We start from the raw sequence: 14,922 nt of genomic DNA, 5'->3' as shown, positions 1-14,922 counted from the left end.
AATCATAAACAAGAAAGGCTAAATTTGCGTAATGTCGCTTTGATACTCTTGGGCGCTGGTGATAGCAGTCGTTTTAAGTCTCAAAAAAGCCCTAAAAAACAATGGTTGCGCATTGATGAGATTCCGCTTTGGCTCAAAGTTGCCAAAGAAGTTACTAGCTATTATCCTTTTAGCAAGTGCATCTTAAGCATTAAAGAAGAAGAAAAAAGATACACACAGAAATATCTTGATTCTTATAATTTGGATTTTATTCTCACCAAAGGTGGAAAAACGCGACAAGAATCATTACAAAATGCTCTTTTAAAAGTGGAAGAGGAATGGGTTTTGGTAAGTGATATTGCTCGATGCAATATGCCAAAAAGTATTTTCACTAAAATACTCTCCTCTACTAACCAATCTGATTGTGTTGTGCCCTATTTAAGTATTCCAGATACCATTGCTTATGATGATAAGACTTTACAATACCTAAAAAGAGAAAAGCTTAAAATCATACAAACTCCACAGCTTAGCAAAACCAAAATCTTAAAAAAAGCCTTACTTAAAGGGGATTTTACTGATGAAAGTAGTGCCATTTCTTCTTATGGCGGCTTGATTACTTTTGTAGAAGGCTCCAAAGAGGGCAATAAGCTTACATACCTTGAAGATTTAAATTCCCTTCCACTTCCCTCACCAAGCCCTAAAAACATTATAGGGTTAGGAAGCGATATACACGCTATGAAATCAGGAAATGGTATTGTCTTAGGTGGAGTTATGATTCCTTGCGAATATCAACTCATAGCTCACAGCGATGGTGATGTTTGCTTACACGCCTTAAGCGATGCCATTTTGGGCGGGATTGGAGCGGGAGATATTGGCGAATGGTTTCCTGATACCGATGATGCCTATAAAAATGCTGATTCTGCACAACTACTACAAAAAATAGCTGATTTCGCTCTAGATGTAGGATATAGCATTAAGCAAGTCGATCTCACTATCTTTGCACAAAAGCCAAAAATTTCACCCTACAAACAAGCTATAGAAAAGCGCATTGCAGAGATTTTGGGTATTCCGCTTTTTTGTGTTAATGTTAAAGCCACTACAACAGAAAAACTTGGTTTTGTTGGTAGAGAAGAAGGTATTATGGTTCAAGCTAATGTTGTTTTAGAATACTTTAATTGGAAAAAATTATTATAATGAGGTTGTTATGGAAATTTTAATTGTAGAAAACGAAGTCTATTTAGCACAAAGCATTGCTTCAAAATTAAGTCACTTGGGCTTTAATTGCGAAATTACTTCAAGTATACAAGAAGCATTAGATCAAGATAAAGCCGATATTGTTTTGTTATCCACAAGTATTTCTGGGCAAAATTTTTATCCCCTTATTGAAAAATTTTGCAATTCAATTATCATCTTAATGATACCTTATATTAATGATGAAACTGTAACACGACCATTGCAAGCTGGAGCAAACGATTATATTGTAAAGCCTTTTATGATTGATGAATTAGTAAGAAAAATTGAACAGCACAATAGCTTTAAGCACTCTCAAAAAGAAATTGCCTTTTATCGCGATTATCTTTGCAATTCTTTATTGACTTCCTCCTATGCTATTAATTCTAAAATTTCATTTCCCCTTATTATTAAGAGCACTTCTCAAAAAACTATTGATATGTGTGTGGCTAATTACGCTATCCACAAAAAACTTCCCATTAATTTTCTTTCGTTTTATGAAATTCCTGACTATAACAAATTAATCAAGGCAATTTCCAAGCAGAAGCTAAATTATGTTATTGGCTTTGAAACTCTTTCTAGAGAAAACAAAGAAAATTGTATTAGACTCTTAAAAAATATTCCAATTATTTTCTCATCTCTCAATGGGGATATGTCAGATTTTGCTAATGTTTATGAAATTGAAACCAAAGATATTTCTCAAGGATTCCATGAAGAGATTTTAAGTGTTGATGAGTATGTTAAAGCAATGATTTTAAACTTTGAAGACAAATACCCTGATACAGAATTAAGCAAAAAGCTAGGAATGTCAAGAAAAAGTCTATGGGAAAAAAGAAAAAAATATGGAATCACCAAGAAAAAATAAATCTCTCTTTATAGATAAGGAAGCTTTGTTTGCGCTGTATTTATGCAAAGAAGGACTTTTAGCGCCCATTAATCATCTTATGAATGAAAATGAAATGCAACAGAGCGAAAAGAATCAAATTCTTCCTCTTTCTTTTATTTTAGCTCCCGCTGGAAAACGCAATCAAGAAATTCTACAAAATGTTTCCAAAGGAGAAACTTTAAGTCTCATTTGTGATCATCAAGTATGTGGTGAACTTGTTGTTGATTCTACTTTTTGTATTGACAAAAAACAAAGACTTATGCGAATCACAGGTGGCGATATTTACTCTAAAAAAGCACAAGATATTTATAAAAGGCTTGGAGATTTTGCAGTTTGTGGAGACTATGAGCTTTATCCTCAAATCACATACCCTATAAACAAAGGCATAAAAGAAACCATTTTGCAAATTAAAAAAAATATCCAAGCTTCTAGTATTACTGCTATGATGCTTGATGTCTCTCCTATTACTCGAATCCATGAGAGAATTTTTCGACTTATTTTAGACGAAAATGAACTTTTAGTTTTATTTTTATTTAAAAAGCAAAAAGAAGACTTACTAAGCTTCCAAATCCGAAAACAATGCTTAGAGTATGTCATAGAAAATTATCTCCCAAAAAATCGTATTATTATTTTCCCCCTTAATGATATTTATCTCTTTGAAGGAACACACGGAATCTTGCTTAATGCAATTATTTCTCAAAACTTAAGTTGCGATAAAATGGTTATCGGCGAAACTCACCCCAATCTCGCCTTTTATTATGAAAAGCAAAAAGTATATTCTGTTTTTGATACCACCAAAGAAATCAAAATAAGAATTAAGTTTTTAAGTGAATTTGTTTATTGTCAGCAATGCAAAACTATCGTGAGCGTCAAAACTTGTCCCCATGGCAAACACCATCACATTAACTATCATGCAAGATTTATTCAAGGTATCTTGCAATCCGGACTTATTCCGCCAACTATTCTTGTGCGCAAAGAAGTTTCAGCAAAAATTCTTGCTTACCTTTTCCCAAATCGTTTTAGCAATCTCATTAAGCAATTTGGAACAATGTTTGCAGACAATGGAATCATCGCTGAACAAAACGAGGAAGATTTCTATATCAAGCTCTCTTTACTCTATCAAACTCATTCTCTCAATTAGGACTTTTTCATGCAAGATAAGAATTTCTTTTTACAATTCCAAAATACCAAAGATTTTTTATGTAAAATGTATCTCACCCTTTTTTTTAGCGGTTTAAGCAAAAAAGCTCCCGGCACTCTTGGGACACTAGTAGCACTTCCTTTTGGCTGGGCTATTGCTTATTTTATTGCACCTAGCACTTTATTTTTGCTTGCCTTACTTGTAAGCGTGATTGCTATTAAAATAATTGATAACTATGAAAGTCAAGGTTTAAATCACGATAGGCAAGAAATAGTGATTGATGAGCTAGCTGGGGTTTGGATTAGTATTGCTATGATAGGACACACTTATTTTGCCCTTATGCTTGCATTTATTCTCTTTCGCATTTTTGATATTTGGAAGCCCTCAATCATTGGTAGAATTGATAAAAATACTAAAGGCGGTCTAGGGGTTATGGGGGATGATTTATTAGCAGGTTTTTTTGCAGGATTATTAGGATTAATTCTTATTAAACTTCTCTCTCAATTCCAAACTTTTGAAAACCTACTAAAGCTTAGCTTTTAGGTTTTTTAAATAATAAAAAAATCTCCAAAATAATAAACAAAAAGATTCCATACAAAAAGTAACTAATCTTTTTCTCCGAATCTTTTAATATATTTTGTGCATAAAATTGCTGACTTAAGGTGGCTAATTCCAAACTTGTCAATAATCCATTATCCCCTTCTAATGCCACCAAAAGCTTTTGATTATTTTCTAAAAATGCTTCAACATTACGCAAAATAAAAGTTTGATTAGCATCATTTAAAAAACTCTCCATTTTTACCACAAGATTTCCACTTCCAAAATAAATATCATCAAGCGTTGAATTATCTTTATTTTGCACTACCATAGAAACAGCAAAGTCTCTCAAAACATTATGGATTGTTAAAAGCTGATTAATACAAAATCTAAGCTCCATAAAATTTTCGTAATTATTTCGTTTTAAGACATAATTTGTTGCAGCAACTTGCGATAAAAATACTATGCGTTGTGCTAAGAATCTTTGTTTTCCGCTAATATTAATATAATACAGCAAAGTATCTTGTTTTTGTGAAATTTCTTTTATATAAAAATAACAATAAACCGCACTGCCACACAAACAACACAAAAGCGCCAAATGCGCTAATAAATTTTTCTTACAATTACCCAAAAATACCCTTTTTATTTCAATCTTAGGAATTGTATCAATCTTAAAAATAATTATCAATAAAATATGATAAAATTAACTTTACATTTATATTTATTAAAGGAAAAACCATGTTTAAACATTGTTTTATGGCTACTCTTATTGGACTTTTATTAGTTGCTTGCGCTCAAAAACAAAACACAATTCAACCAGTTACACTTCAAAAATCCTGTCAAACTCCCATTATTGCTTATCAATTAGAAAATATTAAAATAGGGGAATTTAACGATTTGCAAATTCCAAAAAAGCAAGTTCTCTCTTTAATAGAAAATGCCCTACAAAACAGCGGATGCTTTATAAAAGCCAAGCAAAACACACCAAATATTTATATTCTAGAATCTATTTATGGAAGTATCAATCAACAAGCAAAACAAGGAGGATTTTGGAAATCCACTTCGCATGATACTGCAATCATTGAAGTTTTACTCGCTTTTAGCAATGATAAGGAAACAAGATATTATAAAAGCAAGGCATCTTTTAAAAATACCACCGATAAATTTCTAGGAATCGGAAATGATTCAAATCTAAATCCACCCCATATACAACTAGCCTTAAACAATGCTATTTACTCTGCAATCAATCAAGCAACACAAGATTTTATAAAGCAAAAATAATCCTCACAAATGTCTAGTTTATTGACCTTATATCAATGAGCTAGATTCTTTGTTTTTAAGTTTTTGTTGCATAAGATTTATCGATGTGAAACTTGCGATAAAATTCCTCCAACTCTTTATCGCCAAAATCCTCTAATAAACCTTTTTGTTTTAATGATTCTAAAATCTTTATATCACAATCTGTTTCTTTTGGCCACTCACGCCTATAACCATCTGCAATATTTTTATCCGTTGCATCAATGATAATAATATTCCCAAAAATACGAATATCTCGTTTTGAATCAATATTATTAACCACGCGCCACAAAATCATATAAAGATTTTCAAGATCGTTTTTCTCCCAATCAAGCAACACAAGAATCCTCATATGCTTTTGCAAAGCTTGAAACAAAGTTTCATTTAAATACTTTTGCAAACACTCGTCCGCTTCCTTTCTAACCCCAAGCAAAGTAATTGGATTTTTTGTTTCTTTAAAATATTGTCTTAAAATTTCAGCCTTAGGGAAAATCTCCTTTATTTGTTTTAGCAATATTTCATTTTCTAAAATCTCTAATTGAAGATTCTCAATTTCTTTGCCTGTGCAATCAACTCCTAGCTTACCACCCTCTGCAAAATTAGGGGAAGCATGATCAAGCGCATCACAAACCCCCTCGCTAAAAAGGCAATTTTTCACATTAAAACGATTTAAAATATAAGGCACAATCTCTTTTGATTCTAAGCTTGGTGCATCCTCTCCTACAAAAATAGCATGCTTAACAAAACTCATCTGCCCTACTCCCCAAAAAGAGTGCATACTCTGTTTAGCGGCACTTGGGAATCGTGCTTCAATTTTGGCTAAAATTAAATTATGAAACACACCATTTTCTGGCATAAAATAATCTATTAAACTTGGAGTGGTCGTCTGCAAAAGTGGTAAAAAAATCCGCTCTGTTGGATAGCCCAAATATTTATCTTCCAAAGGAGGCTTGCCTACAACTGAAGCAAGATAAATAGGATTTTTCTTGTGCGTAATTGCACTTACTTCAAGCACTGGATAAGGCTCAATAGGTGTATAAAACCCTGTGTGATCTCCAAATCTCCCCTCATCTCTTAGTTCATCAGTATCCACAAAACCCTCAATCACAATATCGCTATCATAAGGCACACAAAGTTCATTACTTACGCATTTTACAAGTCTTGCTTTTTGCTTTTTAATAAAGCCATAAAGCATTAATTCAAATATGCCATAAGGCAAAGGTGCAGTCGCACACCAAGTATAGAGCGGATTCCCTCCTATTGCAATACTAACTGGCATTTTTTGATTTGCTTTTTTGTATTCTTCAAAGATTCCAACTGAATCCTTATGAATCTGCCAATGCAATCCTAAATGATTTTTATCATAGACTTGCAAACGATACATTCCAAGATTCCGCACACTACCATCAAGACTTTGTGTATAACATTGCCCCATTGTGATAAAAGCACCCCCATCTTCACTCCAAGTTTTTAAAATAGGCAAAGATTGCAAATCTACTTCATTGCCAGTTTTAATCACTTCTTGACATAAACTACCACTCTTAATAGCTTTTGGAGACAAATAGCGTAAATTTAAAAGCTTAGGGAGTGTTTGCATTATTTCTTTGAAATTTTTAGGAGGTTTTAATTTTAGCAAAAATGCAAGATCATTTGCAATTTGTCGCGTATCGCCAATTAACAATTCCACACGACTAAAACTTCCAAACAGATTCATCAAAACTGGAATTTCAAAGTTAATCCCGCGTTGTTTATCAATAGGGTTAGTAAAAAGCAATGCCTTAGAATCAGACTTTTTAACTTCCAAATACGCAAGATGGGGAATCTCCAAATTAATATCCAAAGGCTCAGAGATGATTTTAACTTCATTGTGTGCTTTTAATAAATCTAAAGTTTGTCGCATTTTTATCTCCTAATTTCACTTCTTGATTAAAAAGCTATCAAGGTTTGTTTAATCTCACCATTATCCAATGCTTTGAGCTTAAAAGCTTCTTTGCAAAATCCATTTTCCAACTCAAAAACAACCATTTGAAAAATACTAGGAATCCCCTTGCCTTCAGGAATCCTAAGACGATTTGGCACACCTGTCAAAAACTTTTCAATAGGTTCTTGCATTTCCATTCCAATCACACTTTTTCTTGCTCCACTCATACCCACATCACTCACCCCAAAAGTCCCCTCAAAAATCTCCAAATCATCAGTCCCAACATGCGTATGTGTCCCAAGAATTGCGCTAATTTTTCCCTTTAGCATCATAAACATTGCGCGTTTTTCACTTGTTGCTTCAGCATGAAAATCAACAATAATATTCTTAATTCCCTCTTCTTGCAAAGATTCTACAGCTTCTTTAGCACAAACAAAAGCATTATCGCATTGCGGCATTCCAAAACTTCCCATAAGATTTAACACCGCAAACTTCTCTTCTTTTATTTCTCCTTTATAAATTCCGCTTCCCATTACACCTTTTGGATAATTATGCGGACGCAAAATCACTGAATCATCTTGAGATAAAAGTGGAAAAATATCTTTTTTATCCCAAATGTGATTCCCGCTTGTAAAAATATCCACTCCATAGCCTTGAAGTTCCAAAAAAGTTGAAACACTCAAGCCAAATCCATGACTAGCATTCTCTCCATTAGCTATTACGCAATCAATTGCATATTTTTTTCGCACTTCACCCAAATAATCTCCAACCAATCTCCGACCAACTTTTCCTACAATATCTCCAATAAATCCAAAACGCATTTATCTATCCCTTTAACTACTTCAAATATTCCATAACCGCTTCTAAAATATCTTCTTCATCTTTGCTTTTTGCAACGATAGTTTTTTTCTCACCCTTTGAATCCATAAAAGTAATATTTTGCTGATAGTTTAAAACACTCACAATATCGCGCATTCTAGCTTTAATTTTAATAATAATTAAACCAATAAATTGTCTTGTGTAAATATCCAAACTTCCAAATCTCTCTTCAATCTCTGATTCTATACCATAAACTGCGCTTTCTTCCTCGCATCTTGATAATCTGCGATATATCTCTAAACGCAATTTCTCTGAAGCAATCAACTCGGGATTTAAAAATGCTGTTACACTTAACTTCACATCAATATTAGCCTTTTCTTCTTTTACATTTCCACTTAGCTGATAAATAGCTTCTTCTAGCATTCTTAGATATAAAGAGTAACCAATATTTTTTATATGCCCACTTTGAGCCTCACCAAGCAAATTACCCCCACCTCTTATCTCCAAGTCATGATAAGCCAAAGCGCCACCACTTCCCAAATACGCATTTTTTTCTAGCGCCATTAAGCGTTTTTGTGCTTCTTGAGTGATTTTATTTAAATCTTCAATCAAAAAATAACAAAATCCCTCTTTACTGCCTCGCCCTACACGCCCCCTTAGCTGATGCAAATCCGCAATCCCAAAACAATCACTTCTATCCACCAAAATCGTATTTGCATTAGGAAGATGAATTCCTGATTCAACAATAGAAGTGCAAAGCAAGAGATTAAATTCTCCCTTTGCAAACTCCATAATAATATCTTCAGATTCTTGAGCTGAAATTTGCGAATGTAAAATAGCAATCTTTAAATGCGGTATTACACTTAAAACTTCTTCTTTTCTTTGGTTAATAGAAGCGATATTATTATGAATATAAAACACTTGACCTCCGCGTCTTAATTCCCTTAAAACCACTTCCTTAAGCAATGAATCACTATAAGTTTTTACAAAAGTTCTTGTAGGCAATCTCTGACTTGGAGCTTCTTTTAATTCACTCAAACCCTTAATGTGTGAAAGTGCCATATTAAGCGTTCTTGGAATAGGAGTAGCAGACATTGAAAGCAAATGAATATTTTGACTTATTTCTTTAATTCTTTCTTTTTGCTTCACTCCAAATTTATGCTCTTCATCCACCACAATGAGAGCTAATTTTTTAAAAACTGCGCTTAAAAGCGCGTGAGTTCCAACAACAATATCCACACTCCCCTGCTTTAATCCCTCTAAAATAGACTTTTTCTCTTTGGCGCTAACATATCTATCTAGCCTTGCCATTTTCACACCAAAGTTTTCAAAACGAGCTTTTATTGTTGAGAAATGCTGATAGGCTAATAAAGTCGTTGGAGCAATAATAGCCGCTTGATAGCCACTTAAAAAACAAGCTAACATTGCATTCATAGCTACTTCTGTTTTACCAAACCCAACATCCCCACTTAACAATCTATCCATCACTCTACCACTAGAGAGATCCTTAAAAATTTCTTGGATAGCTTGACTTTGATCTTTTGTATAAACAAATCCACTTTGCCCTTGAAAAACTAGAATCTCTTCTTTATTAGTATCAATGATAATCCCATCAATCAATTCTCTTTTAGCTGCTAGAGCAATGATTCCATTAGCAATAACAAAAAGCTTTTCTTTGATTTTTTCTTTAAGCTTTACAAAAGAACCCTTGCCTAGCCTATCAAGTATCGGAATGCCACCATCTGCAATATACCGATCAACCCTATCTAAATTTTCAACAGGCAAAAGCAATTTATCTTCACCTAAATATTTTAGCTCAATAAAATCCCGCGTTGCGCCAAAAATATTAGCTTGAATGATTCCATTAAAAACTGCCACTCCATAATCAATATGCACAACATAATCCCCAGTCTTTAATTCATCAATTAAAATTTTATTAGGGCGCTTTTTAGTTTGTTTTTGTTGAACATTGAGTGAGAGTATTAATTCCTCTTTACCTAAAATCCAAACCCCATAATCTTTTCCCAACACAAATTCATAATCTTTATGCTCACTAGGCGTGATTCCAGCTTGTCGCACTAGCGCTTCAGTTTTGGCTATTAGCGTGATTTTTTTGTGTTTACGAAATTCTAAAAAGCTCGGAATATTTCTAAAAGCACATTCAAAATCCTCATAATTTTTACTAATTTCTAGACTTGAATGCTCTAAGATCTGATGTAACAAACCTTGATTCTGCTCCTTAAATTCCAAAAGCTCATTAAGTAAATTTTCTAAATTGGGCGCTTTAATATAAGGATATTCTTCTAAGAGATTCTGTGTGCCTTCCACAAACCAAAGCCCATATGAAGCAATACTATTCCCCTCAAGCTGCAAAGCATTTTGCAAATGCGATTCTTCTATTTTTTCAACAAGCTTTTCATAAGTTTCTTCATTGAGATTAAAGAAAGCAGGTAGAATCTCTATTTGTTCTAATTCTTCTTGTATGCAAAGTTGTGTTTGCACATCAAAAAATCGCATACTCTCAATCTCATTATCAAAAAGAGAAATGCGAATGGGATTTTCAAAATTAGGCAAAAAAAGATCAATAATATCACCCCTTATTGAAACTTCTCCTTTGACTTCAACAAGCTCCACAAACTCATAGCCAAAATATAATAACTTCTCTTGAAATGACTTAAGCTCTAAACATTCTCCAAATTCAACACTAAAACCCTCTAACAATTCTAGTTTTGGCATAGAATTAAGCAAAGTTTGCAAAGGTGTTAGTAAGATTTTTTGCTCTTTTGATTCATAAAACCTTTTAAGCGTTTTAAAAATCTCGCCAAGCTCATCTTGATAACTTCTTAAATCCTCTCCAAAAACTGCCCTAAAATCCTCTAATACATAAGAATCAAAGCCCAAAAAACTAGCAACATCTGCCATTCTTTGCGCCTCATTTTTATCCTTGGCTAAACCAATCAATCCCTTAGAATAAGTCTTAGCAAAACCATCTTTTTTGGCTTTTAAAAACTCATAAAAGCTACTTTGAACCAACTACATTCTCAACTTTTTTGGAAATATCATTGTGTGGCTTATTTTTTTCAAAAGCACTTCTAATTTCATTATTTTTGTGTGTAATGCTATGCCCAACAAACTCACCTGTTTTTTCAATTACAAGTTCTTTAGCATTGATTTCTCCATCAATTCTGCCTTGAGGTAGAATCTCAACAATACTGCACTCACAATTCCCCATTAACTTTCCGCTAACTACCAAATGTTCGGCATTAATAGTGCCATTTACATTCCCGCTTTTGCCAATAACAATATTATTCTTAGTAATAATGCTACCTTCTAACTCACCATCAATATGCAAATTGCACTCACTAACAATATCTCCCTTTATTCTTGTGCCCTGCGCAATAATACTGGTGTTTCCCGAATTTCCGATAGTTTGTTTATCATTGTTAGCAAAGATTGCCATTTTATGTTTTTCTCCTTTTCAAAAATTTGCGTATAATCACGCATAGTCCATTCTATAAATGGTTTTGGATCTAAATCTCTCCCTAAATAGCGAATTTCATAATGTAAATGCGGACCGGTGCTTCTCCCAGTATTACCCGAATAAGCAATCAACTGCCCTCGCCTCACAAACTCACCCCTTTTTACAACAATTTTACTCAAATGTGCATAAAAAGTCTTAAAACCAAAAGAATGTTCTAATTTTACCATAATTCCATACCCACCATTATAACCTGTCCCCGTAAAATCAGCCACCCCATCAGCAGGTGCATAAATAGGTGTTCCAATTGGCATTCCAAAATCAATACCCGTGTGAGAGTGAGAGCGCCTAAGAATTGGATGTAATCTTGTTCCCCAAGCAGCTGTGATGCGATAATCTCCCTTAAGTGGAGCACCATTTGGAATAAGTTGCATTACAAACGCCTTTTGAGCACCTGTAATACTAGCCAAATCAACTCTTTCTATTAAACTCAAATCTCTTTGGCTAGTTTGCTCCCCTAGTCCAACAATGCCTTCTAAATCCTCAATCTTATCAGAAACTTTTACTAATTCTTCAGTTTTTTCATCAATTAAAGCTTGTAATTGCTCATTTTTTTCATTGATTTTTAAAAATTCTTGCTGCATTAAGTCGCGCTTATTTTTAATTTGTTTAACTTCGTTTAAAAGTAGCCTAATAGAAATAGCACTAAAGAAAAAAACAGCCACAATAAACAAAACAATATACAAGATAATCTGCTTAACATACTGATGAATATTGTACTGCTTAGAACCAGCAATATCTGTAATTGTTACTACAAAGCGATTCTTTATTGCCATTGCTATCTTCTTTTTAAAAACTCTGCGACCACACAAAAAGATCCACACACAAGGTATTTTTCATCTTTTTTAATGTTGCAAAAATCTGTAAATTCCAAATCTAATCCTCTTAAAATATCTTCTAGTTGCATTTTTGGAATCCTACGCGAACTTGAAATTTCAATAATCTCAACACGCTTAATAATAGGCTTTAAAATTTTTAAAATCTCTTTTGGATTCTTATCAAGATAGGAATTATAAACTAAAATATATTTTTCTTTACTAAAATTTTTCAAAATCGCCCTAGCACCATTTGGATTATGCAAAACATCAACCCAGATATTAGGTGCAATCTGCTGTGCCCTACCTTGCAAATCCAACGACTTAAGCTCTTTAAGATTCATATCAAACCCTAGGGCTTTAAATCCAGAGTATGCTAATGCTAGATTTTCTTCTTGGAATCTCGCATAATGATGTTTTTTGCAATATTCCTTAATAGATGGTGAAATACTTTGAATATCTAAAATTTCTAATTCTATTTGTTTTTCTTGAGCAATTTTTTGTGCAATCTTAATTACTTCAAAATGACTTTGAATCCCCAAAATTGCTTTTTTTGCCATTGCATTAAGTTTAGTTTTTGCAATAGATTCCAAGCTCTCTCCTAAAAACTCTTGATGATCTATATCAATAGCACTAAAGAGTGTTAAATCCCTTTTAACGCAAGTTGTTGTCGAATCAAACTCCCCGCCAAGTCCAGCTTCTAGCACCAAATAATCACACTCACCAAAAACTTTAAGGGCTAAAAAAGTTAAAATCTCAAAATAACTAGCCTCCTTTAAAAGTGTTAAATCAAATTCTAAAAATGCATTTTCTAAAGTTTCTAGTGTAATATTTTTTCCATTACGCCAAAAGCGCTCTTCAATACTAAATAAATGCGGAGAAGTAAAATGCCCCACATCAAGCCCTTGTTGATGAAGCATTAGTGCTAGAAACCTCCCTGTGCTACCCTTACCATTTGTGCCAACAATATGTATTACCTTAGGTTTTAAAAAAGGAATCTTAAGAGTTTCTAAAATCTTTGGAGCGCGTTTAGGATCAAAAGGAGCGTATTCAACACCTTTTTTTTCTAAAAATTTTTTTAACTCACTCATCACCAATCACACCTTGAGTGTTTTTGGATTCTTGAAAATCTGCTAAAAGTTTCATTAGCATATATTCCAAACTTGTCTGATTAGATCGTTGCAAAACTTGCGCGCTAAGCTTAATTTTAAAGTGCATTTGCTGATATGCAAAAATGCTCTTTTTAACTACCAAGTCCAAATTTTTAATAAATTCAATCGCATCATTCTTTTGACTATCCAACAAACAAGCTACAAACTCTTCCCTACCATAATATGAAATCCAATCACTTGGACCGCTGTATTCTTTTAAAAGTCTTCCTAAAATGGATAGAATCTTTTTCCCAGCCTCACTGCCAAAATCCTCTACAATCTTATCATAGCCCACAACCCCAAAAACTACTAATGCGTAGTTTTTATCTTGCCTACAAAATGCTTCTTCTGCAAATCCCAAAACTTTTTGCATTCCCTCTTTGCTAACCAAAGTTGTCATCGAATCTATAGGCAAAGAACTTGCTTCTTGATATTTTATTCTTTCTTTTGGTGAGTTTTTAATTTCTTCTTGTTGCGAAATTTTTTGTATAACAAGCTCTTGGTTTAAAATTTTCTCCAAGTTTTTTAATAAATATTCTTCTTTGAAATTTTGTGGAAATTTTAGAAACTCTTTCACTTCTCCCTGCCATTCCTGAAAGGCTTGATTATTGATTTTAAAATCACTTAAAATCTCTAATGTACTTTTATTTTTTTGGATTTCTAGACCTTTTTTAAATAATTCATTCCATTTTTCTTTCCAAGTCTGCATAATCTTAGGATTAGATTTGTCAAATTCCAAAAGCTGACTTTTAGCAAGTGAAGAGATAGACTTTTCAGGATAAGTCGCCAAAATACGTAAAAGAATTTTGATAATTTCCACATAAAGCGCAAAATTTTTCTTATAAAAATACATATGATTTAATGCTACAATCAAATGAATCGTTAATTCATCTTTATTTCTAAATTCTTTATTAGCTAAATTGTCTCTAACTTCTGCATCAATTTTTTCTAACATATTTTTTAAGCTAATATAATCCCCATAGGATTTTAAACCCATTTTTTTGGCTTGTCTGCAAAAATAATCAGTGTAAGCCTCTGGCGTAGGATCACTGCCCTCTTGCATCAATTCTTTCAAAGCTTCTTTAGCAATCTTTTGAATTATCTGCATTAAAAAGTCTCAATTCCCACTTGCGAAATAAACCCATCAAGTGTTTGAATCACTGCCTCATTAATCGCTTCCATACGAATAGAATCGGTGATATTAGATGAGTTTCCAAGTGAAAAATTATAATAGCCCTTTTTGCTAAAAATTCTTGTGCTTTGTGTATAGCGATTAGTATATTTAAAGCGCACATTCACTTCACAGCGATAAAAGGTTGCAAATCCAGTTTTATTCTCTGCTAGAGTATGGAACAATACATTTTGCAATTCCACTTCCACCACCGAATCTGCTTCTTGCTTATCCACCACTCTACTATGAAGACGCTCAAAAATACTTCGTGAAACAGAATCTTTTAACTCCACACTATTTTGAGGATCTCTTAAACTGATTTTAACTTCTACAAATACTTTACCACCAAGCGCTTTATTGGCTTGGTGAGCGATAGGCTGATAACCGCACCCCGCCAAAAACACACAAACCACTAAGAACAAAAAAAGCTTTTTCATT

14 protein-coding genes are annotated in these 14,922 nt (G+C 33.2%); 5 read left to right on the top strand and 9 right to left on the bottom strand.

All coding sequences use genetic code 11. From position 1 onward, the window contains the following. Positions 1-24 precede the first annotated feature (24 nt). The 4 genes from MKD52_RS04785 to MKD52_RS04770 are packed head-to-tail and all read left to right on the top strand — an operon-like array spanning position 25 to position 3,779. Positions 25-1,173 (top strand): bifunctional 2-C-methyl-D-erythritol 4-phosphate cytidylyltransferase/2-C-methyl-D-erythritol 2,4-cyclodiphosphate synthase, encoded by a 1,149-nt coding sequence (locus MKD52_RS04785; protein ID WP_242099440.1) that lies wholly within the window; start codon positions 25-27, stop codon positions 1,171-1,173. A gap of 10 nt (positions 1,174-1,183) precedes the next feature. Further along, a complete protein-coding gene (locus tag MKD52_RS04780; protein ID WP_242099439.1) occupies positions 1,184-2,074 on the top strand; it encodes a response regulator in 891 nt (296 codons plus the stop codon). Then, positions 2,052-3,236, top strand: coding sequence for a sulfate adenylyltransferase (locus MKD52_RS04775; protein ID WP_242099438.1), 1,185 nt, complete (start codon positions 2,052-2,054; stop codon positions 3,234-3,236). The genes MKD52_RS04780 and MKD52_RS04775 overlap by 23 nt, the downstream gene beginning before the upstream one ends. Positions 3,237-3,245: 9 nt before the next feature. After that, a complete protein-coding gene (locus tag MKD52_RS04770; protein ID WP_242099437.1) occupies positions 3,246-3,779 on the top strand; it encodes a phosphatidylglycerophosphatase A in 534 nt (177 codons plus the stop codon). Here MKD52_RS04770 and MKD52_RS04765 read toward each other — a convergent pair. Next, positions 3,769-4,404 carry a hypothetical protein gene (locus tag MKD52_RS04765; RefSeq protein ID WP_242099436.1) on the bottom strand — a complete coding sequence of 212 codons (636 nt, stop codon included), beginning with the start codon at positions 4,402-4,404 and terminating at the stop codon, positions 3,769-3,771. The two genes, MKD52_RS04770 and MKD52_RS04765, sit on opposite strands and share 11 nt — an antisense overlap. A gap of 107 nt (positions 4,405-4,511) precedes the next feature. Here MKD52_RS04765 and MKD52_RS04760 point away from each other — a divergent pair, with 107 nt between their 5' ends. Continuing rightward, entirely contained in the window at positions 4,512-5,054 is a 543-nt protein-coding gene (locus tag MKD52_RS04760) for a hypothetical protein (RefSeq protein ID WP_242099435.1), read from the top strand. Positions 5,055-5,109: 55 nt separating this feature from the next. Here the strand turns inward: MKD52_RS04760 and MKD52_RS04755 are convergent, their stop codons facing one another. The 8 genes from MKD52_RS04755 to MKD52_RS04720 are packed head-to-tail and all read right to left on the bottom strand — an operon-like array spanning position 5,110 to position 14,921. After that, entirely contained in the window at positions 5,110-6,969 is a 1,860-nt protein-coding gene (locus MKD52_RS04755) for a menaquinone biosynthesis decarboxylase (RefSeq protein WP_242099434.1), read from the bottom strand. A 26-nt stretch (positions 6,970-6,995) separates the two neighbouring features. Then, positions 6,996-7,811: a TIGR00282 family metallophosphoesterase gene (locus tag MKD52_RS04750; protein ID WP_242099433.1), complete on the bottom strand. Its 816-nt coding sequence runs from the start codon at positions 7,809-7,811 to the stop codon at positions 6,996-6,998. Positions 7,812-7,827: 16 nt separating this feature from the next. After that, entirely contained in the window at positions 7,828-10,842 is a 3,015-nt protein-coding gene (locus MKD52_RS04745; protein ID WP_242099432.1) for a DEAD/DEAH box helicase, read from the bottom strand. Further along, positions 10,829-11,269 (bottom strand): polymer-forming cytoskeletal protein, encoded by a 441-nt coding sequence (locus MKD52_RS04740; protein ID WP_242099431.1) that lies wholly within the window; start codon positions 11,267-11,269, stop codon positions 10,829-10,831. Before MKD52_RS04740 ends, MKD52_RS04745 begins: the two co-directional genes overlap by 14 nt. Further along, entirely contained in the window at positions 11,188-12,117 is a 930-nt protein-coding gene (locus tag MKD52_RS04735; protein ID WP_242099907.1) for a M23 family metallopeptidase, read from the bottom strand. Before MKD52_RS04735 ends, MKD52_RS04740 begins: the two co-directional genes overlap by 82 nt. An 8-nt stretch (positions 12,118-12,125) precedes the next feature. Then, on the bottom strand, positions 12,126-13,253 hold the full coding sequence (locus tag MKD52_RS04730) for a Mur ligase family protein (RefSeq protein WP_242099430.1): 1,128 nt from the start codon (positions 13,251-13,253) through the stop codon (positions 12,126-12,128). Beyond that, the gene (locus MKD52_RS04725) at positions 13,246-14,421 is read right to left on the bottom strand and encodes a diguanylate cyclase (protein WP_242099429.1); all 1,176 of its coding nucleotides are present in this window, start codon (positions 14,419-14,421) and stop codon (positions 13,246-13,248) included. The genes MKD52_RS04730 and MKD52_RS04725 overlap by 8 nt, the downstream gene beginning before the upstream one ends. Next, on the bottom strand, positions 14,421-14,921 hold the full coding sequence (locus MKD52_RS04720; RefSeq protein WP_242099428.1) for an LptE family protein: 501 nt from the start codon (positions 14,919-14,921) through the stop codon (positions 14,421-14,423). Before MKD52_RS04720 ends, MKD52_RS04725 begins: the two co-directional genes overlap by 1 nt. Between the last annotated feature and the right edge of the window lies 1 nt (position 14,922).

Source organism: Helicobacter sp. CaF467b, from assembly GCF_022664765.1.
Taxonomy (GTDB): Bacteria; Campylobacterota; Campylobacteria; order Campylobacterales; family Helicobacteraceae; genus Helicobacter_D; species Helicobacter_D colisuis.
This window is presented reverse-complemented; position numbering and strand designations above follow the sequence as displayed.